19 protein-coding genes are annotated in these 19,403 nt (G+C 70.8%); 8 read left to right on the top strand and 11 right to left on the bottom strand.

Translation table 11 applies throughout. The features are described 5' to 3' along the window. The first annotated feature begins 296 nt into the window (after window positions 1-296). The gene (locus ACSYGO_RS30430; protein ID WP_460389781.1) at window positions 297-1,763 is read left to right on the top strand and encodes a sensor histidine kinase; all 1,467 of its coding nucleotides are present in this window, start codon (window positions 297-299) and stop codon (window positions 1,761-1,763) included. A 234-nt stretch (window positions 1,764-1,997) separates the two neighbouring features. Here ACSYGO_RS30430 and ACSYGO_RS30435 read toward each other — a convergent pair whose 3' ends face one another. Both ACSYGO_RS30435 and ACSYGO_RS30440 read right to left on the bottom strand, forming a co-directional pair. Then, window positions 1,998-2,255: a WhiB family transcriptional regulator gene (locus ACSYGO_RS30435; protein WP_016639615.1), complete on the bottom strand. Its 258-nt coding sequence runs from the start codon at window positions 2,253-2,255 to the stop codon at window positions 1,998-2,000. 319 nt (window positions 2,256-2,574) lie between these two features. Next, window positions 2,575-3,543 carry a diacylglycerol/lipid kinase family protein gene (locus ACSYGO_RS30440; protein WP_426679748.1) on the bottom strand — a complete coding sequence of 323 codons (969 nt, stop codon included), beginning with the start codon at window positions 3,541-3,543 and terminating at the stop codon, window positions 2,575-2,577. Window positions 3,544-3,692: 149 nt separating this feature from the next. On the opposite strand from ACSYGO_RS30440, the gene ACSYGO_RS30445 reads away from it, so the two are divergent. Next, window positions 3,693-4,148, top strand: a complete 456-nt coding sequence (locus ACSYGO_RS30445) for a hypothetical protein (RefSeq protein WP_426679747.1) — start codon at window positions 3,693-3,695, stop codon at window positions 4,146-4,148. A 908-nt stretch (window positions 4,149-5,056) separates the two neighbouring features. Here the strand turns inward: ACSYGO_RS30445 and ACSYGO_RS30450 are convergent. The 3 genes from ACSYGO_RS30450 to ACSYGO_RS30460 all read right to left on the bottom strand — a co-directional run bounded on the left by ACSYGO_RS30450 (window position 5,057) and on the right by ACSYGO_RS30460 (window position 7,173). Then, window positions 5,057-6,205, bottom strand: coding sequence for an RNA polymerase sigma factor SigF (locus ACSYGO_RS30450; RefSeq protein ID WP_426679746.1), 1,149 nt, complete (start codon window positions 6,203-6,205; stop codon window positions 5,057-5,059). Further along, entirely contained in the window at window positions 6,202-6,615 is a 414-nt protein-coding gene (locus ACSYGO_RS30455; RefSeq protein ID WP_028802066.1) for an ATP-binding protein, read from the bottom strand. The genes ACSYGO_RS30450 and ACSYGO_RS30455 overlap by 4 nt, the downstream gene beginning before the upstream one ends. 297 nt (window positions 6,616-6,912) lie before the next feature. Further along, window positions 6,913-7,173 (bottom strand): UBP-type zinc finger domain-containing protein, encoded by a 261-nt coding sequence (locus tag ACSYGO_RS30460; protein ID WP_426679745.1) that lies wholly within the window; start codon window positions 7,171-7,173, stop codon window positions 6,913-6,915. A gap of 62 nt (window positions 7,174-7,235) precedes the next feature. On the opposite strand from ACSYGO_RS30460, the gene ACSYGO_RS30465 reads away from it, so the two are divergent. Continuing rightward, on the top strand, window positions 7,236-8,831 hold the full coding sequence (locus ACSYGO_RS30465) for a Na+/H+ antiporter (protein WP_426679744.1): 1,596 nt from the start codon (window positions 7,236-7,238) through the stop codon (window positions 8,829-8,831). 31 nt (window positions 8,832-8,862) lie between these two features. On the opposite strand, the gene ACSYGO_RS30470 is transcribed toward ACSYGO_RS30465, so the two are convergent. From ACSYGO_RS30470 to ACSYGO_RS30490, 5 genes are all read right to left on the bottom strand, one after another. Beyond that, entirely contained in the window at window positions 8,863-9,507 is a 645-nt protein-coding gene (locus tag ACSYGO_RS30470) for a hypothetical protein (RefSeq protein ID WP_432175706.1), read from the bottom strand. 16 nt (window positions 9,508-9,523) lie between these two features. Next, window positions 9,524-11,455: a P-loop NTPase gene (locus ACSYGO_RS30475; RefSeq protein WP_426679742.1), complete on the bottom strand. Its 1,932-nt coding sequence runs from the start codon at window positions 11,453-11,455 to the stop codon at window positions 9,524-9,526. Window positions 11,456-11,474: 19 nt separating this feature from the next. Beyond that, window positions 11,475-12,428: a 1-aminocyclopropane-1-carboxylate deaminase/D-cysteine desulfhydrase gene (locus ACSYGO_RS30480; RefSeq protein WP_460388365.1), complete on the bottom strand. Its 954-nt coding sequence runs from the start codon at window positions 12,426-12,428 to the stop codon at window positions 11,475-11,477. A gap of 544 nt (window positions 12,429-12,972) precedes the next feature. Then, window positions 12,973-13,563 (bottom strand): N-acetylmuramoyl-L-alanine amidase, encoded by a 591-nt coding sequence (locus tag ACSYGO_RS30485; protein WP_345650593.1) that lies wholly within the window; start codon window positions 13,561-13,563, stop codon window positions 12,973-12,975. A 240-nt stretch (window positions 13,564-13,803) separates the two neighbouring features. Further along, window positions 13,804-14,037 (bottom strand): hypothetical protein, encoded by a 234-nt coding sequence (locus ACSYGO_RS30490; protein ID WP_426679740.1) that lies wholly within the window; start codon window positions 14,035-14,037, stop codon window positions 13,804-13,806. A gap of 188 nt (window positions 14,038-14,225) precedes the next feature. Here ACSYGO_RS30490 and ACSYGO_RS30495 point away from each other — a divergent pair, with 188 nt between their 5' ends. From ACSYGO_RS30495 to ACSYGO_RS30505, 3 genes are all read left to right on the top strand, one after another. Continuing rightward, window positions 14,226-15,632, top strand: a complete 1,407-nt coding sequence (locus ACSYGO_RS30495; protein WP_426679739.1) for a family 2B encapsulin nanocompartment shell protein — start codon at window positions 14,226-14,228, stop codon at window positions 15,630-15,632. Window positions 15,633-15,744: 112 nt separating this feature from the next. Further along, complete coding sequence (locus ACSYGO_RS30500; RefSeq protein ID WP_460388367.1) at window positions 15,745-16,875, top strand: family 2 encapsulin nanocompartment cargo protein polyprenyl transferase; 1,131 nt, start codon at window positions 15,745-15,747, stop codon at window positions 16,873-16,875. A gap of 253 nt (window positions 16,876-17,128) precedes the next feature. Continuing rightward, window positions 17,129-17,731: a GNAT family N-acetyltransferase gene (locus tag ACSYGO_RS30505; protein WP_460388369.1), complete on the top strand. Its 603-nt coding sequence runs from the start codon at window positions 17,129-17,131 to the stop codon at window positions 17,729-17,731. A gap of 4 nt (window positions 17,732-17,735) precedes the next feature. Here the strand turns inward: ACSYGO_RS30505 and ACSYGO_RS30510 are convergent, their stop codons facing one another. After that, window positions 17,736-18,326 carry a TetR/AcrR family transcriptional regulator gene (locus tag ACSYGO_RS30510; RefSeq protein WP_426679736.1) on the bottom strand — a complete coding sequence of 197 codons (591 nt, stop codon included), beginning with the start codon at window positions 18,324-18,326 and terminating at the stop codon, window positions 17,736-17,738. Window positions 18,327-18,441: 115 nt separating this feature from the next. On the opposite strand from ACSYGO_RS30510, the gene ACSYGO_RS30515 reads away from it, so the two are divergent. Beyond that, entirely contained in the window at window positions 18,442-19,026 is a 585-nt protein-coding gene (locus ACSYGO_RS30515; protein ID WP_432175702.1) for a dihydrofolate reductase family protein, read from the top strand. Between the two features lie 26 nt (window positions 19,027-19,052). Then, window positions 19,053-19,355, top strand: a complete 303-nt coding sequence (locus ACSYGO_RS30520; protein ID WP_460388371.1) for a hypothetical protein — start codon at window positions 19,053-19,055, stop codon at window positions 19,353-19,355. The last annotated feature ends 48 nt before the right edge of the window (window positions 19,356-19,403 follow it).

The raw sequence follows: 19,403 nt of genomic DNA on the forward strand, positions 1-19,403 counted from the left end.
TAGTCCACAATGATGGTGCGACTGAACAAGCCTCCGTCTTCCCCGCACAGGAAGGCGGACCGAGGAACCGGCGCTCTCTGCCCTGACTGCACCGGGTCCTCTCTTCGGCCGACCGGGACCGCACACCCCGCGGCCGTTGTTGCTCCGGGCTGCGGTGCCGGGAGGGTTGAGGGTCCCTCCCAGGCGCCGCGGCCCGCGGGTGTCTCCGAGGCCCTCCGAGGCCGCCGCAGGAGCCCCGGGACGGCCGTTTTCGAGGCCTGCCGCATCCGCCGGGTACGCTCGCACACGTGCCCTCCATGAACGACCTCGTACGCCAGCACACCGCCCTCGGTGACTCCGATCTCGAGTGGCTGCACCTGCTGGTCTCGGAGTGGCAGTTGCTCTCCGACCTCTCCTTCGCCGACCTCGTGCTGTGGGTTCCCACGCGTGACGGCACCCGCTATGTCTCCGTCGCCCAGATGCGGCCCAACACCGGCCCCACCTCGTACCAGGACGACATGGTCGGCCACCTCGTCCCGCGCGGCCGCCGGCCCATGCTGGACGCCGCGCTCGACGAGGGCCGGATCGTGCGCGAGGGCGATCCCGAGTGGCGCGAAGAGGTCCCGGTACGCGTCGAGTCCATTCCGGTACGGCGTGAGGGGCGCGTCCTCGGCGTCATCGCCCGCAACACCAACCTGCTCACGGTGCGCACCCCGAGCCGGCTGGAGCTGACGTATCTCCAGAGCGCCTCCGACCTGGCGCAGATGATCGCCGCGGGCACGTTCCCGTTCCCCGACCAGCAGGTCGACATGGACGCCTCCCCACGGGTGGGCGACGGGCTGATCAGGCTCGACGCGGACGGCATCGTCCAGTACGCCTCACCGAACGCGCTGTCGGCCTACCACCGCCTCGGTCTGGCCTCCGACCTCGTGGGGCACAACCTCGGCGTGACCACCTCCGAACTGGCTCCGTCCCGCGGCCCGGTGGACGAGGCGCTGTCCAAGGTCGCCAGCGGCTGGGCGCCCCGCGAGTTCGAGATCGAGAGCAACGACGGCGTGATCCAGCTGCGCGCCATCCCGCTCAAGCCCAAGGGAACCCGGGTCGGCTCTCTCGTCCTGCTCCGCGACGTCACCGAACTGCGGCGCCGCGAGCGTGAGTTGATCACCAAGGACGCGACCATCCGGGAGATCCATCACCGGGTGAAGAACAACCTCCAGACCGTGGCGGCGCTGCTGCGCCTGCAGGCCCGGCGCATCGAGTCGGACCGGGGCCGCGAGGCGCTGGAGGAGGCCGTGCGCCGAGTCGGTTCGATTGCGATCGTGCATGAGACGCTCTCTCAGAATCTGGACGAGCGCGTGGAGTTCGACGAGATCGCGGACCGGGTGCTCGCCATGGTCGCGGAGATCTCGCCCGGCAAGGTCACCGGACGGCGCACCGGCCGCTTCGGGATCCTGGACGCCGAGGTCGCGACCCCGCTGTCGATGGTCCTCACGGAGATCCTGCAGAACGCGCTGGAGCACGGCTTCCGCGAGGGCGACCGGGGCACCGTCGAGGTCTCCGCGGTGCGCGGCGGCACCAGCAAGGAGGCCCGACTGCTGGTCACGGTGCAGGACGACGGGGTGGGCCTGCCCGACGACTTCGACCCGCACCGTTCGGGCAACCTCGGCCTGCAGATCGTACGGACGCTGGTGGAGGGCGAGTTGGGCGGCACCTTCGACATGGTGGCGGCCCCGGAGCGCGGCACCCAGGTGATCCTGGACATTCCGGTGCGGGGCCACAAGTAGTCGCTCCTGGCCGGCCCGGCCGGGCGGGGGCGGTTCGATCTGCGCCCGGCATGCGCGGCGCTGGAGCAATCCACACGGTCGCAAACAGCAATGAGCCCCGGATCACCAGGTGATCCGGGGCCGAAAGCTCGTTGCTCAAATGCGCATCGGGGGTACTGCGCGCTGCGGCTCGGGGGCGGGAGATGCGTACTCGCTGTACGCGCCGCCAAGCTCAGGCTCGTGCGGGGTGGGGTGTCAGGCGGAGGCCTGACGGGCCCGGTTGCGGGCGGCGCGACGCTTCATGGCACGGCGCTCGTCCTCGCTGAGGCCACCCCAGACGCCGGAGTCCTGGCCGGACTCGAGCGCCCACTGCAGGCACTGCTCCATGACGGGGCAGCGGCGGCAGACGGCCTTGGCTTCCTCGATCTGCAGCAGCGCAGGACCGGTGTTGCCGATGGGGAAGAAGAGCTCGGGGTCTTCCTCGCGGCAAACGGCGTTGTGACGCCAGTCCATGGCTGCTACCTCTCCTTGGTATTACATGCAAGTTGCTTGTGAATGTGAACGCTTTCACGAATCCCTCAACAAGTGAAGGGCCGACTGCCAGGTTGCCCTGACGTGGTCCTGTGATTTGAGGAGGGGTTCTGGCTCTCTGTGGGGCCGATGTTGCGGGCCGTCCCGATCGCCACGTAGAGACTCGCAAACCTCAGCGGCGGATACAACCCCTTCCGGAAAGTTTTTTTTGATTCCTCGGTGTCGACTAGGTCACAGCCGTACTTCCATGGGGTGGATCCTGGCCTAAACGTTCGAGTGAAAGGACTTTGGCCCCTTCTACTCACACAATCACACGCAGTGCACGGCGTACGCCTGTGAACGTCACGCTTGTTCGCAGCCCCAGGTGGTCACCGTCCATCTGGAGGGGCAGCGGGACCTTCGAATGCAAGGTGAAGTCTGTCAAGTCGTGCAGGGAGACAGCGTGCTTGCCATGGGGGCCGCGCTCGGGGGACGAAGTGAGCAACTGTGTGGCATACCGGGCAACCGCGGCCGTCGACATGCGGCTGAGGCCGAGTACGTCGAGTCCGGTATCGAACGAAGCCTTAGGCGAGGCGTACACCGGACGATTGCCGAGAAACGTCCACGGCGAGGTGTTGCAGATGATGGACAGGACCAGATCGGTCACCGGGTCCACGCCGGGGCGCTCCAGCGTGATCGTTCCGTGCCGGCGGTGAGGTTCGTCCAGAAACTGGCGCATCACCTGGCGGAGATACAGCGCATGGGTGGAGCGCTTGCCGCGCTCGCGCTGCTGTTCGACGCGCCCGACCACCCCCGCGTCGAAGCCGAGCCCGGCGCAGAAGGTGAACCAGCGGGACGGCACGGCTTCGTCCTCCGTGCCGGGAGTGCCCGAGGCGAGACCCAGGCCGACCGTGCGCTCACGGTTCTCGCGCAGCGCGTCGAGCAGGGCGCCGGTCGCCTCCACCGCGTCGTTCGGCAGGCCGAGGGCACGGGCGAAGACGTTGGTGGAGCCGCCGGGGACCACCGCGAAGCCGGGCAACCGCTCCGGGGCCGGGCCGTCGTGGAGCAGTCCGTTCACGACCTCGTTGACCGTGCCGTCGCCGCCGAGGGCGACGACCAGGTCTATGTCCTCGCTCTCCGCGGCCTGCCGACCGAGGTCCCGGGCGTGCCCGCGGTACTCGGTGGTGACCGCCTCCAGCTTCATCTCGCTGGCGAGCGCGTGGATCAACACGTCGCGCGTGCGCGCACTCGTGGTGGTTGCTGCCGGATTGACGACGAGAAGTGCACGCATGGGTTGCAGCGTACCTACTGGGGGGTACCGGGCCCAGAGCGAGGTAGGGATCGGGTAAGAGATCGCACCGTGAGCCTGCGCACGTCGGACGCCCTCCGGCGCGGCCCCCGCGCCCCGGCCGCCGCATCGCCGACGGCTACCCTTCAGGGGTGAGCGCTGAGCAGAACCCCACCACTTCGCACGACCCCGCCGCGGAGCCCCGCCCCGCGCGGCTGACCGCCGCGGCGGCGCTGGCCGCGCTGGAGGGCCTCGCCCTCGTCGCGGGGGGCGTGTACGTGCTCGTCCGGGGTTTCACGGGCAGCCCGGACAGCCGGGGGCAGGCCGTCACCGGCGGCGTCACGCTGATCGTGCTGGCGCTGCTGCCCCTGCTGGCGGCGCGCGGACTGCTGCTGCGCCGCTCCTGGAGCCGGGGCCCGGCGCTGATCACCCAGATCCTGTCGCTGCCCGTGGCCTACACCCTGCTCCAGGCCGACAGCGTCGCGATCCCGGGCGGCATCGCCCTGGCGGTCGTCGCGATCGTGGGCCTGGTGCTGCTGCTGAACCCGGAGACGACGAAGGCCCTCGGCATCCGAGGGCCCGGCGCCGAAGCGCCCGACCAGAAGTGACCGCCCGGGGCGCCGGCCGACGGGGGCTGTAGCAGGCCTCCGCCCGGGGCCGAGGCGGCCGACGGGACCGGGAGCGACGGTGAGGCTGCGTAGCCGACCGGGTCGGTGGACCTGTGCCACTCGTCGGTTCCGTCGCGGGATGCGGTGTGACCGGCAGTGACCGGTCGGGATGCGTGTGCCGACCGAGTCGGCGCAGCTGTGCCACCGGTCGGTTCCGTCGAGGGATCCGGTGCGACCCGGAGCGACCGGTACGGATGCGTATGCCGACAGGATTGGCCCAGCTGTGTCACCGGGCGGACCCGTCCTGGGATGCGGTGCGACCGGCAGCGGCCGGTCGGGATGCGTGTGCCGACCGAGTCGGCGCAGCTGTGCCGCAGGTCGGTTCCGTCGCGGGATCCGGTGCGATCGGGGGTGACCGGTCCGTGCGCGGGGCCCGGGCAGGCGCGGAGGTCTTCACCCGGTGCGAGAGGTGTCCGGGTCGTGTCCGGTGGGACCGGAAGCGACCGTGGGCGCGCTGGTCGGACGGGACGTGGTCGGTTGTGGCCGGTCGTGACCGACTGCGGTGACTCTGTGGGACCGGAAGGGGCCGGTGGTGGGTCCCGATGAGACCGGAGGTGACCGGTCGGTGCGTGGGACCCGCGCGGACCGGAAGCGCCCGGTGGGGCGCCGAATTGTCCGGTGAGGCCGGGGCGACCGGGGACGTGTCCGCCGGACCGGGGTGACCGGTGGGCGCGGAGCGGTCCCGCGGAGCCAGTGGCGTGGATCGGTCCCACAGGCCGGTGGCGTGGATCGGTCCCGCCGCGTCGACGATGCGGAGCCGTCCCGCAGGGCCGGCGGCGCGGAGGTCTCCCACGAGGCCGGCGGCGCGGGGGTGCCGCGCGGGGAGGAAGGGGTCGGCCGGGGCCGGCTCACTCCTCGACGAGGAGCTTCTCCCGCAGCTGGGCCAGGGTGCGGGCCAGCAGCCGTGACACGTGCATCTGGGAGATGCCGACCTCCTGGGCGATCTGCGACTGCGTCATGTTCCCGAAGAAACGGAGGAGCAGGATGCGCTTCTCCCGCGGCGGCAGATCCTCCAGCAGCGGCTTGAGGGACTCGCGGTACTCGACGCCCTCCAGCGCCTCGTCCTCGGCGCCCAGGGTGTCCGCGACGGCCGGCGACTCGTCGTCCGTGTCGGGCACGTCCAGGGACAACGTCGAGTAGGCGTTGGCGGACTCCAGGCCCTCCAGTACCTCTTCCTCGGAGATCGCGAGCTTCTCGGCCAGCTCGTGGACCGTGGGGGAGCGGCCGTGCAGCTGCGAGAGCTCCGCGGTCGCCGTGGTCAGCGCCAGCCGCAGCTCCTGGAGACGGCGCGGGACGCGGACCGCCCAGCCCTTGTCGCGGAAGTGCCGCTTGATCTCGCCGACGACCGTCGGCGTCGCGTACGTCGAGAACTCGACGCCGCGCTCGGGGTCGAAGCGGTCGACCGACTTGATCAGGCCGATGGTGGCGACCTGCGTCAGGTCGTCCAGCGGCTCGCCGCGATTGCGGAAGCGGCGGGCGAGATGCTCCACGAGCGGGAGGTGCATGCGGACGAGCTGGTTGCGCAGCTCCGCGTACTCGGCGCTGCCCTCTTTGAGCTTGCGCAGCTCGACGAACATCGCCCGTGCACCGCTGCGGTCCTGAGGGTCGTGCTCGATGTGCTGGGCGCTCGGCCCGTGCTGCGCGCCCTGCACGCTGTGTGCCCCTGGTTTGTCGTGTCGCTCGTGCTCGCTCATAGTCCCGCCCGTCACCAGCCGCCGCCCTCCCGAGGACGTGCTCAGCGCGGCACCCTCCGGATCCCGTTGTCCATCGCCCCGGCCGGAGAGCTCCTCCCGTTCGTCCTCGTCGGTCCGCGGTTCCGCCGCGGCCTGCGCGACGACCGGTGAGGCGCCGTCCTCCGGATGCGGCCGGGCCTGCTCGGGAATGCCGTCGACGCCGTCCGCCGTCCGCCGCGGCCCGTCGAGGCCGTCGACGCGCCCGGCCGGAAGCTCCCGTGTGCCGCGCTCTTCGTCCCGCACCGGCCCGTCCCCGTTCCTCACGCCGGCCCGGGTCCCGCGCCGCGCTGTTTGTAGAGGCTGATCGACACGGTCTTGTCCTCGGCGACGGAGGAGTCGACCTTGCCCGCGAGCGCCGAGAGGACGGTCCAGGCGAAGGTGTCCCGTGACGGAGCGTGACCGTCGGTGGTCGGCGCGGAGACCGTCACCTCCAGCGAGTCGTCGATGAGCCGGAAGACGCAGCTGAGCACCGAGCCGGGGACGGCCTGTTGCAGCAGGATCGCGCAGGCCTCGTCCACCGCGATACGCAGGTCCTCGATCTCGTCGAGGGTGAAGTCCAAACGGGCCGCGAGCCCGGCCGTGGCCGTACGCAGCACCGACAGGTAGGCACCCGCGGCCGGCAGCCGGACTTCCACGAAGTCCTTCGTCGCGGGCTCGCCTGCGATCTGGGACACCCTCACCTCCATGGTGGTACAAGCTCTTTCGGGGGCCGAGGGTCGCCCCCCGGGTAACGCGCTATGTCGTTCAGCCGTGACGCTACCGCGCTCCCAAGTGTCCTGTCCTGGGGACCCCGCCCCTTGCTGTCACTCATAGTAAGCCTATGAGTACGGACAGTGGCTAGGGGTCTGCGGGCCCAATTAGGAAGAGCGCGCGCCGGGTTGACGTACCCAAGCGTCAGACGGTCGAACCGTCCGGATCGCCGGTCACACGTGTATGCGATCCGCGGGCTGTTCCAGTATGCCTGCGTCGTGTCATACGAGTACGTGGTCGACGAAGCACCAACGCCAGTTCTCCCCGAGCTCGAACGTGCGCATGATCGAATGCCCGGAGGTCTTGAAGTGCTCCGTCGCGTGTTGCAGCGGAGAGGAGTCGCAGCAGCCGAGGTGCCCGCACTCCAGGCACAGGCGCAGCTGTACCGGGTGCGTGCCGGCCGCGAGGCACTCCAGGCACGTCTCGCTGAGGGGCTGGGGTTCGGGGTGCGGCAGCGCTTCGGCGTGCGTGCACTGTTTCATGATTGCCAGGTTACGTCGGGTGTGCGGCACGCCGCGCGAAAACGAGGGCGGGCGGAAAGACGATGCACGTTTTGCCATTGCTGTTGCTGGTCGCGGGAAGCGCCGCGGTCGCCGGGGCGGCTCGCCGCACACCGGTGCCCGCGCCGCTCCTGCTCGTCGCGGCGGGCCTGGTCTTCGCGTACATCCCGAAAGTGCCCGTCTACGAACTCGATCCCGAGGTCGTGCTGCCGCTGGTGCTGCCCCCGCTGCTGTACACGGCGGCCACCGACAGCTCGTACCTCGACCTGAGGGCACAACTGCGGCCCGTCGCGCTGCTGTCCGTCGGCTACGTCCTCTTCGCCACCCTCGTGGTCGGCTGGGCCGCGTACCTGATCGTGCCGAGCCTGCCGCTGACCGCGGCGCTCGTCCTCGGCGCGGTGGTCGCGCCCCCGGACGCGGTCGCCGCGACGGCGGTGGCGCGGCGCGTGGGCCTGCCCTCGCGGATCACCACCATCCTGCAGGGCGAGTCCCTGGTGAACGACGCGACCGCGATCACCGCCTACAAGGTGGCCCTCGCCGCCGCGATCGGCGAGGGCGCGACGTGGGCGGGCGGCATCCGCGAGTTCCTGATCGCGGCGGTCGGCGGTGTGGCCGTCGGGCTCGTCCTGATGATCCCGATCCACTGGCTGCGCACCCACATGAAGGAGGCGCTGCTCCAGAACACGCTGTCCCTGTTGATCCCCTTCGTCGCGTACGGGGTCGCCGAGCAGCTGAAGGCCTCCGGTGTGCTCGCGGTGGTGGTCGTCGCCCTCTACCTCGGGCACCGTGCCTGGGAGGTGGACTTCGCGACGCGGCTCCAGGAGGAGGCCGTGTGGAAGATGGTCGCGTTCGTCCTGGAGTCGGCGGTGTTCGCGCTGATCGGACTCCAGCTGCCGGTCGTCCTCAAGGGGCTCGGGCAGTACGAGGGCACGAGCGCCGCCTGGTACGCGGTCGCCGTCTTCCTGGTGGTGGTCGCGGCGCGGTTCGTGTGGGTGTACCCGGCGACGTTCCTGCCCCGGCTGTTGTCCGCGCGGATCAGGAAGCGCGAGGACAACCCCACTTGGAAGGGCCCCTTCATCATCGGCTGGGCCGGCATGCGCGGTGTGGTCTCGCTCGCCATCGCCTTCTCGATCCCGCTCACCGTCCACGGCGGCGAGGACTTTCCCGACCGCAACCTGATCCTGTTCCTGACCTTCACGACGGTCATCGGGACGCTGGTCGTGCAGGGACTGACCCTGCCGCCGCTGATCCGCCTGCTGAAGCTGCCGGGCCGCGACGTCCAGGCCGAGACGCTCGCCGAGGCCAACGCGCAGGCGCAGGCGTCCCGGGCCGCCGAGCAGCGGCTCGACGACCTGCTCACCGACGAGCGCAACGCGCTGCCGCCGCCCCTCGCCGACCGGCTGCGCGGAGTCATGGAGCACCGCCGCAACGCCGTCTGGGAGCGGCTCGGCGCCGTCAACCCGGTGACCGGCGAGTCGGCCGACGACACCTACCGGCGGCTGTCCCGGGAGATGATCGGCGCCGAGCGCGAGGTCTTCGTGAAGCTGCGCGACCTCCGCTTCATCGACGACGAGATGCTGCGCACGCTGCTGCGCCGGCTCGACCTGGAGGAGGCGGCGGCCTACCGCGAGACGGCGTGAGCACTGTTCCGAAGCTGCGGAGGCCCGGATCTCAGGACGGTCCGACCTGTGCTTCCGCGATGCTGAGGAGCAGAGCGTCGAATGATGTCCCGACTTCGGCGAAGTGCGGTTCGGCCGCCTGCCGGGTGGCCGCGAGCAACACGTCGCCGGTCCGGGCGACGAAGTCCCGCGCCCGACGGCCGATGATCTCGTCGGGGATGGTGCGACTCGCGGTCAAGACCCGGACTTGCATGAGCCGCAGGGCCGTGCGCTCCGTATCCGCGCCGGCGGTCGACCAGGCTTCGGGACCGGTCCGGGAAACCTTGATGATCTGCTGAAATGCTTCTTCCGCGAGCGTGGCCAGAGAAGCGAGGCGCTGGTAGGCCCGGTCGTGCTCGGCCTCGGTCCTGCGGTCGGAGGTCTCGTCACGCGCCTTTCGGTCCTGGGCGCGCACGCTGATGGCTGCAACCCCTGCGGCACCGCCGGCTCCGACGACGGCGCCGAGGAACGTTCCCAGCGGAATGAAGAGATCCTTGATGGAGAAGCCACCCGCCTTACTGGAAGTGTCGCGTACGACAACAGTGATGGGGGTGGCCGTGGAATTCGGGCTGGGCGAGGCGGCCCGGGCGGCAGCCTGGCCACAGGCAAGACCGAGGAAGGTGAGAGTTCCGAGGGCCGTCAGGGCGCAGATCGCCATGATTCGCACGGTGACCTCACCGGATCGCGGCGGCATGTCTCCTCAGGATCCTCTCCAGTTCGGAGAACCGTAGATCCTCCACGCTTAGATCGAGATCGGAATCATCCAGGTAGTGCGTGCGAGCGACCAGGGTGGCTGCCTGGACGGATTCGACGAGTTGAGCCGCTTCTCCGAACGGCTTCGGTGAAATTCCGAGATCTCGGCAGTAGGTCTTCAGATAGCCCACCGCCTTGGTCTCCTCGGGGAACAGCTCGCGCAGGCAGGAGTCGACTGCTCCCACCACGGTCAGGAGCTCCTCGCTGTGGGACATGGCGTAGAGAGATTTCGCGTTGAGGGCCAGCTGGTTGAGGGAGATGGCAATGCGTCCGCTGGTGATGGGGGCGGGGCTGACGCGGTCCGCGAGCGAGATCGCGGCCGCGCCCACGCCTTCCGCGTAGCGCGTCGCGCTCCCCAGCGCCGTGGCGAGTTCGTGCCAGGCCCCGCGGACGTACTTCCGCCAGTCGGCCCAGGATCTCTGGTCAGCCAGGGAGTCGAGGATCGGTCTCCACACCTCTTCCTCGGCCAACTCCACCTGATCGGTTTCACGGAGCACGGTGGACAGGGCGATTCGGTTGCTCAGCATGCGCGGCTGCGCGCGTACGGCCTTCCGGCACCTGCCGACCGCAACGCTTTTCACCCGCGGTGTGAACTCTGAAGAGAGCTTTCCCTCATTGAGCAGGCGGCGGCCGATGTCGAACATCTGGCCGTACCCGGTCAGGTAGACCGATCTGTCGCCGACTCGTACGGTCGCGTCGATCAGCGCGTCCAGGTCCGATTCCAGGGCCAGGGAGCTTTCATCGGAGAGTGCGATTTCGAGGATGCTGCGCGCGATCTTCGGATGACGAATGTGTACGACGTACCCGCCGTTGCCGGTGACCGCCTCTCGGCCCAGCGGGCCCTCGATCTGCGTTCGCAGCTGACTCTCCGAGATCTCGGCAAATTCCGCCAGGATCTCCCGCGCAATCCCGTCGGTTCCCGCTTCTTCGGCGGTGGCAAGAATCAGGAGCACACTCGCCAGCGTTTTGTCGGCACCGATTTCTGTCGCCTGGAGACGGGTGAGCAGCGAAGCGAGATGGGCCCGCAGTCCGGCGGCGCCGAACCTGAGATCCAGTAGGGCACCCAGTAGCGCGCCGCCGCGGCCCTGACGCAGACTTGCCGCCCGCAGTTCCCGGGCCGCCTGCTCGCGACTGCGGCCGCGCAGACGCGGCGGAAGTGCGCCAGTACACGCGACCCAGGCCTGCACGATGAGCTGGGCGTCGCCGAGCGGAACGCCCTCCCCGCGGTCGGGACAGGCGATCGGCATACGCGCCTGCCACTGCTGTACCGGATCGAGCTTGAAGCCCGCGTTCCGGCGCGCGCGTGTCCAGTCGGTGTCGCGGGCGGCCAACAGCAGTTGCAAGGTTTTGCCGGCGGGGACGGACACCTGGTTGATGACGGCGTCCAGGTCCCGGATGAGTGTCTCCGCCCTGTCCGCGGCCAGCACGATGTCCGCGTGCCCCTGGGAGAGCAGCGTCCGGACGGAGTCGACGGTGAGTTCGCTGCCGAGGTCGTCGCACCACAGCACTTCCGAGACGGATGATCCGGCGAGCAGCACCGCCACCAGTTGCCTCAGTGCCGTGGATTTCCCTTCTCCGCTCGGGGCGCGCAACAGCGTCATCCCCCAGGTTCGATCCGAAATCCTCTCCTGCGTCGCGTTGATGGCCTTGGACGCCAGTGCGAGAGCGGGGAGCTCCGGGCGCAGAACCGTCTGCCAGTCCGGCTCCATGCCGTCGAAGTACGCGGCCAGCGGCTGTGTGGACTGCTGGACCCGTAATGCGTCCCAGGTGAGAGTTCGCCACCCTGCCGGAGGGCGTGTCGGCCCGGTCGCGAAGAGGTTGCCGAAGGCCTGACCATGCTCTGAAGTCGACACGCGCTCCCCGCTTGATTCGCTACGCCTGCAACGGTGCTCCCGTGATCACGGCCGCTACCGTCGTCCCCCGCGTGAAGGTGCCCTCCCGGGCCAGGACGGCGAGCCCATACAGCATCTTAGCGACATAGAGACGTTCGACGGGCAGCCCGTGCCGGTCCTCGAAGTCCTCGGCGAACGCGTCGAGTTCAGGAGTGGTGCGGGCGTAGCCGCCGAAGTGGAAGCGGTCGTCCAGGGACCACAGCCCGCGGCGGGCGCCGAACGCGGCCTGCTGGAGGGCCAGCACGTCGGCGTCCAGGAAGCCGCCCTTCAGGACCGGGATGCCGAGGGCGCGGCGGCCGGGGGCGAGTCCGGCGGCGAGGCCGGCGAGGGTCCCGCCGGTGCCGCAGGCGACGGCGACCACGTCGGCCGCGTCGCCCAGCTCGCGGCCGAGTTCCTGGCATCCGCGCACGGCGGGGGAGTTGCTGCCGCCCTCGGGCACCACGTACGCGTCCTCGGCCTCCACCGCCCGCAGGATCGCGGCCAGCGTCTCCGGCTCCCCCTTGGCGCGGTACGTCCGTCTGTCGACAAAGTGCAGGCGCATGCCGTCTGCCGCGCACCGGGCGAGCGAGGGGTTGAGCGGGCGTTCGGCGAGCTCCTGGCCGCGGACCACGCCGAGCGTCCGGATGCCGAGGAGACGGCCGGCGGCGGCCGTGGCCCGCAGATGGTTCGAGTACGCACCGCCGAAGGTGACCACCGTGCGGCCCGCCGCCGCCTCCAGGTTCGGGGTCAGCTTGCGCCACTTGTTGCCGACGAGCTCCGGGTGGATCAGATCGTCCCGCTTGAGCAGCAGCCGGACGCCGTGGCGCGCGAACCGCTCGTCCCGGGCCTCCACCAGCGGCGACGGCAGCCGCGGCCGCAGCACGGCGGTGCCGGCCGCCCCGTCGGAGGGAGGCTCGGGGTCGCCGGCGGCGTCCTGGACGTCGGGGCTGGTCATCCGCCCATTGTCGGACATGTGTCCGGAGCGGGCGCGGGCTGGGCTCACGGAGAGCGCCACCGTCCCGGGGCTGCAGCGATGCCGCCCCGCGACGGAAGCGCTACTGCCCCACGGCTGAAGCGCCACCGCCCCGCGGCTGAACGGCCCGCTACGGTGCCCCCGGTGACGTACGCCCGTCTCGTCGCCCCTGGGCAGACAGCACCGCACGGTCCCCGCTGTCGGCCAGGCCCCCGCCGGCCGACGGGGGCCACTCGGCTGTTTCCCCTCCGGCCGACGCGACGGTTCACCGCTGTCGGATCCCGAGGCCCGGGTCCCGCACCCGGTCCGAACGGGCTGTCGCCGCACGCCGGTCACCACTGCCGCCAACCCCGGCCCGGGCCGCCCGGCTCCCCTCGGCCCCGGACCCTCCGGATCGCCCTGGGCCGCTGCGCCACGGCCGCCCCGGCCGGACCGGACAGGGCCGCGGGCGCTCGGCGTGACCGGGGGAACCGGACGACGCGTCGGCGCCCGCGCCCGCCGCCGGTCCGGGGCGGCGGGCGTCCCGTCACTTCAGGCGGTCGCGGATGCGCTCCCGCATGGATCGCATCGTGAAGCCCCGCGGGTCGATCTTGCCCGGCTGCCATTCGAGATGGCCGATGACCGAGCGTTCCGTCCAGCCGTGGTGGCGGCAGATCGCGGCGGAGACCCGCTCGACGGCCTCCAGCTGTGCCTCGGGCCACGGGTCCTTCCCGTCGCCGAGGTTCTCGCACTCGAAGCCGTAGAAGTGGCGGTTGCCGTCGGTGTTCGCCTCGTTGTCGTGGGGGAGCGCCTTCTCCGCGATCACCGCCCGCAGGACGTCGTCGTCGCCCAGGCCCGCGTGGTTGGCGCGTCCGTAGCCGACCAGGTGGACGACGCCGTCCTTGGTGATGACGCCGTGGCACAGCGGCCCGGGCAGTTCCGAGTGGCCCTTGCGGCAGATTTCGACGGTGCGCTCGCTCCCGGAGGTCACCGTGTGGTGGATCATCACGCCGTGCACCGGGCCCCACGGGCCCTTGTGGTTGCGGTTGTGATGTTCCCAGTCGCCGACCTCGACGACCGTGACGCCTTCGTCCCTGAGCCGGTCCAGGAAAGTACGCGCGGACATGGGTGGGGCCACGGCCGCCTCCTTCGTGCTGCGCGGCGGCCACCTTTCGCGGCCGTCTCGTACCGCAGCTTGTACCCGCAACAAGGTGGCCGGTACTACTCGTTCGCACAGCGTGCGAGCCGATCCGGACATGCGGGACGGAAGCGGTGGAACCGGTGGATCGGGCGGCCGGGTGGACCGCCCCACCGGCCCGGCGGACCGCCGAACGGCCGGTCCGGTGGCCGCCGGGACCGCGAGATCCGGCCGGGCTGCTCAGGAGTGCAGGAACGCGTCCCCGTGCGCGGCGATGTGGCTCTCCAGGGCCTGGAGGGCCTGCTGGGTCGCCTCGGGGGTGCCGCTGCCGCGCCGCTCCGCGAAATACGCCGCGCCGAGCTTCTTCAAGAGGTCGCTGCCGGCGCGCTGCGCCTGCACCTCGTCGATCTTCTGCTTGCCCTGTGTGAGGCCGCGCTGCGCCTGTTCCTTGGCGCGGTCCAGGAAGCCTGCCACTGCCGTCTCCCTTCGTTGTCCGTCGCTGGGTCAAACGGTTGGCCGGATCTTGGAGTTCCCTGGACAGAATCGCGGCCGTTGCCCAATCGCCCCGTGATCCATTCCCCCTCATTCGTGTAATAGCACCGGCACGCTCCGTGATGGAAGGCTGGTCCGCGCAGATCAGTGCACGACCGGGAGGGCAATTCATGTCGGTAGGCGAAGAGGTCCGCGCGCAGCAGGGCAAGCCGCAGCAGAGCCTCGGCACATCCGCCGCGCGGAACCTGGCCACCACCACCAAGTCCGCACCCCAGATGCAGGAGATCAGCTCCCGCTGGCTGCTGCGCATGCTTCCGTGGGTGAACGTGCAGGGTGGCACGTACCGAGTCAACCGGCGGCTCAGCTACTCCGTGGGCGACGGCCGCGTGACGTTCGTGAAGACCGGCGACCGGGTCGAGGTCATCCCGGCGGAGCTCGGCGAGCTGTCCGTGCTGAGGTCGTTCGAGGATCAGGAAGTACTGGGCGAGCTCGCCCAGCGCTGCCGGCAGCGGGAGTTCGCACCCGGCGAAGTGCTCGCCTCGTTCGGCAGCCAGGCCGACGAGGTGTTCCTGCTGGCGCACGGCAGGGTCGAGAAGATCGGCACCGGTCCCTACGGGGACGACGCGGTCCTCGGTGTCCTCGCCGACGGCGCCTACTTCGGCGAGCAGGCGCTCATCGACCCGGACGCGATCTGGGAGTACACGGCTCGCGCGGTCACCTCGGTCACCGTGCTCACCCTGCCCCGCCAGGACCTCGAACAGGTCGCGGAGCGCGCCGAATCCCTGCGCGACCATCTCCAGAGCCTGCGCTCCATTCCGGCGCAGCGCACCAACAAGTACGGCGAGAAGGAGATCGACCTCGCGGCGGGCCACACCGGCGAGCCGGACATCCCCGGCACCTTCGTGGACTACGAAGCGGCGCCGCGCGAGTACGAACTGAGCATCGCCCAGACCGTGCTGCGCCTGCACACGCGTGTGGCCGACCTCTACAACCAGCCCATGAATCAGACCGAGCAGCAGTTGCGGCTCACCGTCGAGGCGTTGAAGGAGCGTCAGGAGCACGAGCTCATCAACAACAGGGAGTTCGGACTGCTCAACAACTGCGAGTACGACCAGCGGTTGCAGCCGCACGACGGCGTGCCCAGCCCCGACGACCTCGACGAACTGCTCAGCCGGCGGCGCGGCACCAAGCTGTTCCTCGCGCACCCGCGCGCGATCTCCGCATTCGGACGCGAGCTCAACAAGCGCGGTCTGGTCCCGGAGACCGTCGAGATGGCGGGCAACCGCATCCCGACCTGGCGCGGGGTGCCGATCTTCCCGTGCAACAAGATCCCGGTCAGCGACACCCGTACGACCTCGATCATCGCCATGCGTACGGGCGAGGCCGAGCAGGGTGTGATCGGCCTCCAGCAGTCGGGCATCCCGGACGAGATCGAGCCGAGCCTGTCGGTGCGCTTCATGGGCATCAACGAACAGGCGGTCATCTCCTACCTGGTGACGGCGTACTACTCCGCCGCCGTCCTCGTGCCGGATGCCCTCGGCATCCTGGAGAACGTAGAGATCGGCCGCTGGCGGTGACGTCACCGCATGCCGGGCGTCGTGTCCCCGTCCCGCGGGGCGGGTGCACGAGGGGGCGCGCGCCCGCCAGCCGTGGAAATGCCACTGTCCGCAGACCCTCCGAGGCGGTCCCATGGGTGAATTCATGACGGACACGAAGCAGGGCCCGGCCGAGATCCTGGAAAGGCGGAGCCCCACCGGGAGGCCCATGGACCGGCAGGCCCCACCGGGTCCGCTCGACGGACAGGAGGCAGCGGGCATCCTGGAGCGCGCGCGGGCGTCCGTCGACCCCGAGCTGCGCAGGGCGATCGACACACTGCCCGGCTCCATGCGCCGGGTCGCGCTGTACCACTTCGGCTGGGAGCACGCGGACGGCACCCCGGCGGCGGGCAACGCGGGCAAGGCGATCCGGCCCGCGCTCGTGCTGGCCGCGGTCAGGGCGCTCGGCGGGCGGCACGGTGCGGCCGTGCGGGCCGCGGCGGCCGTGGAGCTGGTCCACAACTTCACGCTGCTGCACGACGACGTCATGGACCGGGACACCACCCGCAGGCACCGTCCCACGGCGTGGACCGTGTTCGGTGACGCCGACGCGATCCTCGCGGGCGACGCGCTCCAGGCGCTGGCCCAGCAGCTGCTCGCCGAGGACCCGCATCCGGCGTCCTCGGCGGCCGCCGCCCGGCTCGCCGCCTGTGTCGTCGAGCTGTGCGCGGGCCAGCAGGCGGACACGGCCATGGAGAAGCTGGGCCCGGACGAGGTCACCCTCGACGACTGCCTGGTCATGGCCGAGGCCAAGACGGGAGCCCTGATCGGCTGTGCCTGCGCGGTCGGCGCGCTCTACGCGGGGGCGGACGACGAGGACGTCGCGGCGCTGGACGCGTTCGGCAGGGAGGCCGGGCTCGCCTTCCAGCTGATCGACGACGTGATCGGGATCTGGGGGGACCCGAGCCGCACCGGCAAACCGGCCGGGGCGGACCTCATCGCCCGCAAGAAGTCCCTGCCCGTGGTCGCCGCGCTCGGTTCGGGGACCCCGGCGGCGGACGAACTGGCCGCGTTGTACGCGGTGCCGTACGGGGAAGGAGACGCGGGGGAGATGGAGCGCACGGTGCTGGCCGTCGAGCGGGCGGGCGGCCGTGACTGGGCGCAGGTCCAGGCGGCCGACCGGATGTCCCGCGCGATGCACGAGCTGTCCCGGGCGATCCCGGACCCGGAGGCGGCGGGCGGCCTCCTCGCGCTGGCGGAGTTCGTCACGCGGCGCAGCAACTGACCGGAGCGGCGCGCAGGTCGTCCGGCCCGCGCGCCGGCCACAGGCCCCGGGGCCCGGTTCCGTACGGCACCTGACCTCCGTACGGCGCCGGGCTCCGGACGGGGCGGGTCCCGCACATCCCCACGGTGTGCGGGCTCCGCCCCACTTTCGTCGTCCCCGCCGCGTGACCTCCGGTGCCTGCCCTCCACGGGGACCGACTAGGCTGCAACGGCCATACGATCAAGGTGAGTTGGGGCGAAGGGCGGGGCGGGACATGGGCGTGGCGATCCGGGCGGCGGACGAGGGCGACAGAGAGCTGGTCGTCCGGCTGCTGGACGAGGCCTTCCAGGACGATCCGGTCAGCGGCTGGGTCTTCCCGGACGAGGCGGACCGCCGTGCGACGCACCACAAACTGATGGCCGCCTTCCTCGACGCCGTGCTCGCCGAGGGCCGGGTGGACCTGGCCGAGGACGGCACCGCGTGCGCCTTGTGGCTGTCCGTCCCCGCCGGTGACCACGGTGGGGGAGACACGGACGAGGACGGTCCGGCGCAGCTGCGCGAGGCCGTCGACCCGGGCAACGAACGCGTCGAGCTGATCGGCCGGCTGACCGCGGACATCCACCCCGCGGGCCGCGCCCACGAATATCTGTGGATGATCGCCGTGGCACCGGAACGGCAGGGCGAGGGACTCGGTACGACGCTGATCCGGTCCGTCCTCGACCGCTGTGACCGGGAGGGCCTGCCCGCGTATCTGGAGGCGAGCAGCGCACGCAGCCGGGCGCTGTACGAGCGGCTCGGGTTCGCCTTGGAGGGCAGCCCGCTCGACCTGCCGAACGGGCCGCAGATGTGGCCCATGTGGCGCGAGCCGCAGGCCTGAGGCGTCAGGCCTCCGGCACGATCGTCGCCACGATCCGTTCCAGCAGCTCGTCCGGGACGGCGACACCCGGCAGCACCCCGTCCAGGACACCCGGCAGGGTCAGCTGCTCCAGGAGCAGCCCGAGCACGGCCAGGTAGAGCACCGTCACGGTCTCGTCGCCGCCGGGCAGCCCCGCCGCCCGGTGGAACGCCATGCCCTGCTCCAGGTCGCCGCGCACCGACTCGGTGTACGAGGCCCGCAGGGCGGGGCGGCGGGTGGCCTCCAGGCGCATCTCGAACAGGGCCAGGTAGCCCGTGCGGTCGCCGGTGGCGCGGGCCAGCAGGTCCCGCATGAACTCCAGCACCAGTGAGCGGTCCTTCGGTCTGGTGAGCAGTTCGGCGAGCACCGCCGGGTCGGGGGCGAGGCGCGTGTGGAGGTGGGCGTCGACCTGGTTCAGCAGGTCGTCCCGGTCGGTGAAGTAGTTCGACGAGGTCCCCACCGGCACGGCGGCCTCACTGTCCACGGCGCGGAACGTCAGCCCGCGCGCCCCCTCGCGTGCCAGCACCGCCACGGCCGCGTCGACGAGGGCGGCCCTGCGCTCCGGGTTCCTTGCCATCTGGACGTCCTCCGGGAATCCCCTTGTAACCACTACAGGTGAAGCACTATAACTGGAGTGGTTCGGCAGAGGTGGCCGGACCACCCCAACGCGTCGTCCACGAAAAGAGACCCGCTTGCGCAAGCTCACGTACTTCATCGCCTGCTCGATCGACGGCTTCATCGCAGACCCGAAGGGGGACTGGCAGTTCTTCATGCCGTTCGTCGACGAGGAGTACTTCGACTTCCTCAAGGCGGAGTACCCGGAGACCCTGGCGACCCACGGCCGGCAGGCGCTCGGCATCGACGATCTGGCCAACCGCCGCTTCGACACGGTGATCCAGGGCCGCGTCAGCTACGACCTGGCGCTGGACATCGGCGTGACCAGCCCGTACGCCCATCTGCGCGAATACGTCGCCTCGCGCGGCCTCGACGAGTCGCCCGACCCGAACGTGACGGTCGTCGGGGACGACGTCCTCGGGAAGGTCCGCGAACTCAAGGCCGAGGACGGCGAACTCGGGATCTACCTCTGCGGCGGCTCGCAGCTCGCCGGAGCCCTGATCGACGAGGTCGACGAGCTCGTCATCAAGACCTACCCCGTGGTGCTCGGCTCGGGCATGCCGATGTTCGGGTCCGGGTTCGACGTCGCCGAGTTCGCGCTCGACTCGGTGCGCACCTTCGACAACGGTGTGCTCGTGCGGACGTACAGCAGGAAGCGCTGAGGCCGTCACCGCAATACCCTGGGGTCATGGGCACCGACGAGCACGTCTGCCCCTCCTGCGGGCAGCCGGTCGACACCGTAGTGCGACGCCACAAGACCCTGGGCGCCTGGGTCCCCGTGTGGGGCCCCGGCCCCTGCCACAACCCCGAGTGCGAGGCAGGGCCCGCCGAGCGCGGCCGGCACCCCGTCCACCAGCCGGCCGACGCGCCGGGCCGCACACCGGACGACGCGTCCGGCGAGCGGGCCGACCGAACGGCCGGCGACCGGCCGGAACAGGGACCGGACGACCGTGCCGAGGAGCCGGCGCCCCCGAACGCCTCGCGCCCTTAGGGAGCGGGCACGGTCCGTGTGCGGGCCGCGGACGGGGGACCGTAGCGT

Source organism: Streptomyces krungchingensis (genome assembly GCF_054729265.1).

What these genes read in the sequence shown, in the direction of transcription:
- ACSYGO_RS30430 (WP_460389781.1), top strand. Translation starts at nt 297, where the DNA reads ATGAACGACCTCGTACGCCAGCACACCGCCCTCGGTGACTCCGATCTC.
- ACSYGO_RS30435 (WP_016639615.1), bottom strand. Translation starts at nt 2,255, where the DNA reads ATGGACTGGCGTCACAACGCCGTTTGCCGCGAGGAAGACCCCGAGCTC.
- ACSYGO_RS30440 (WP_426679748.1), bottom strand. Translation starts at nt 3,543, where the DNA reads ATGCGTGCACTTCTCGTCGTCAATCCGGCAGCAACCACCACGAGTGCG.
- ACSYGO_RS30460 (WP_426679745.1), bottom strand. Translation starts at nt 7,173, where the DNA reads ATGAAACAGTGCACGCACGCCGAAGCGCTGCCGCACCCCGAACCCCAG.
- ACSYGO_RS30465 (WP_426679744.1), top strand. Translation starts at nt 7,236, where the DNA reads ATGCACGTTTTGCCATTGCTGTTGCTGGTCGCGGGAAGCGCCGCGGTC.
- ACSYGO_RS30470 (WP_432175706.1), bottom strand. Translation starts at nt 9,507, where the DNA reads ATGGCGATCTGCGCCCTGACGGCCCTCGGAACTCTCACCTTCCTCGGT.
- ACSYGO_RS30480 (WP_460388365.1), bottom strand. Translation starts at nt 12,428, where the DNA reads ATGACCAGCCCCGACGTCCAGGACGCCGCCGGCGACCCCGAGCCTCCC.
- ACSYGO_RS30495 (WP_426679739.1), top strand. Translation starts at nt 14,226, where the DNA reads ATGTCGGTAGGCGAAGAGGTCCGCGCGCAGCAGGGCAAGCCGCAGCAG.
- ACSYGO_RS30500 (WP_460388367.1), top strand. Translation starts at nt 15,745, where the DNA reads ATGGGTGAATTCATGACGGACACGAAGCAGGGCCCGGCCGAGATCCTG.
- ACSYGO_RS30505 (WP_460388369.1), top strand. Translation starts at nt 17,129, where the DNA reads ATGGGCGTGGCGATCCGGGCGGCGGACGAGGGCGACAGAGAGCTGGTC.
- ACSYGO_RS30510 (WP_426679736.1), bottom strand. Translation starts at nt 18,326, where the DNA reads ATGGCAAGGAACCCGGAGCGCAGGGCCGCCCTCGTCGACGCGGCCGTG.
- ACSYGO_RS30520 (WP_460388371.1), top strand. Translation starts at nt 19,053, where the DNA reads ATGGGCACCGACGAGCACGTCTGCCCCTCCTGCGGGCAGCCGGTCGAC.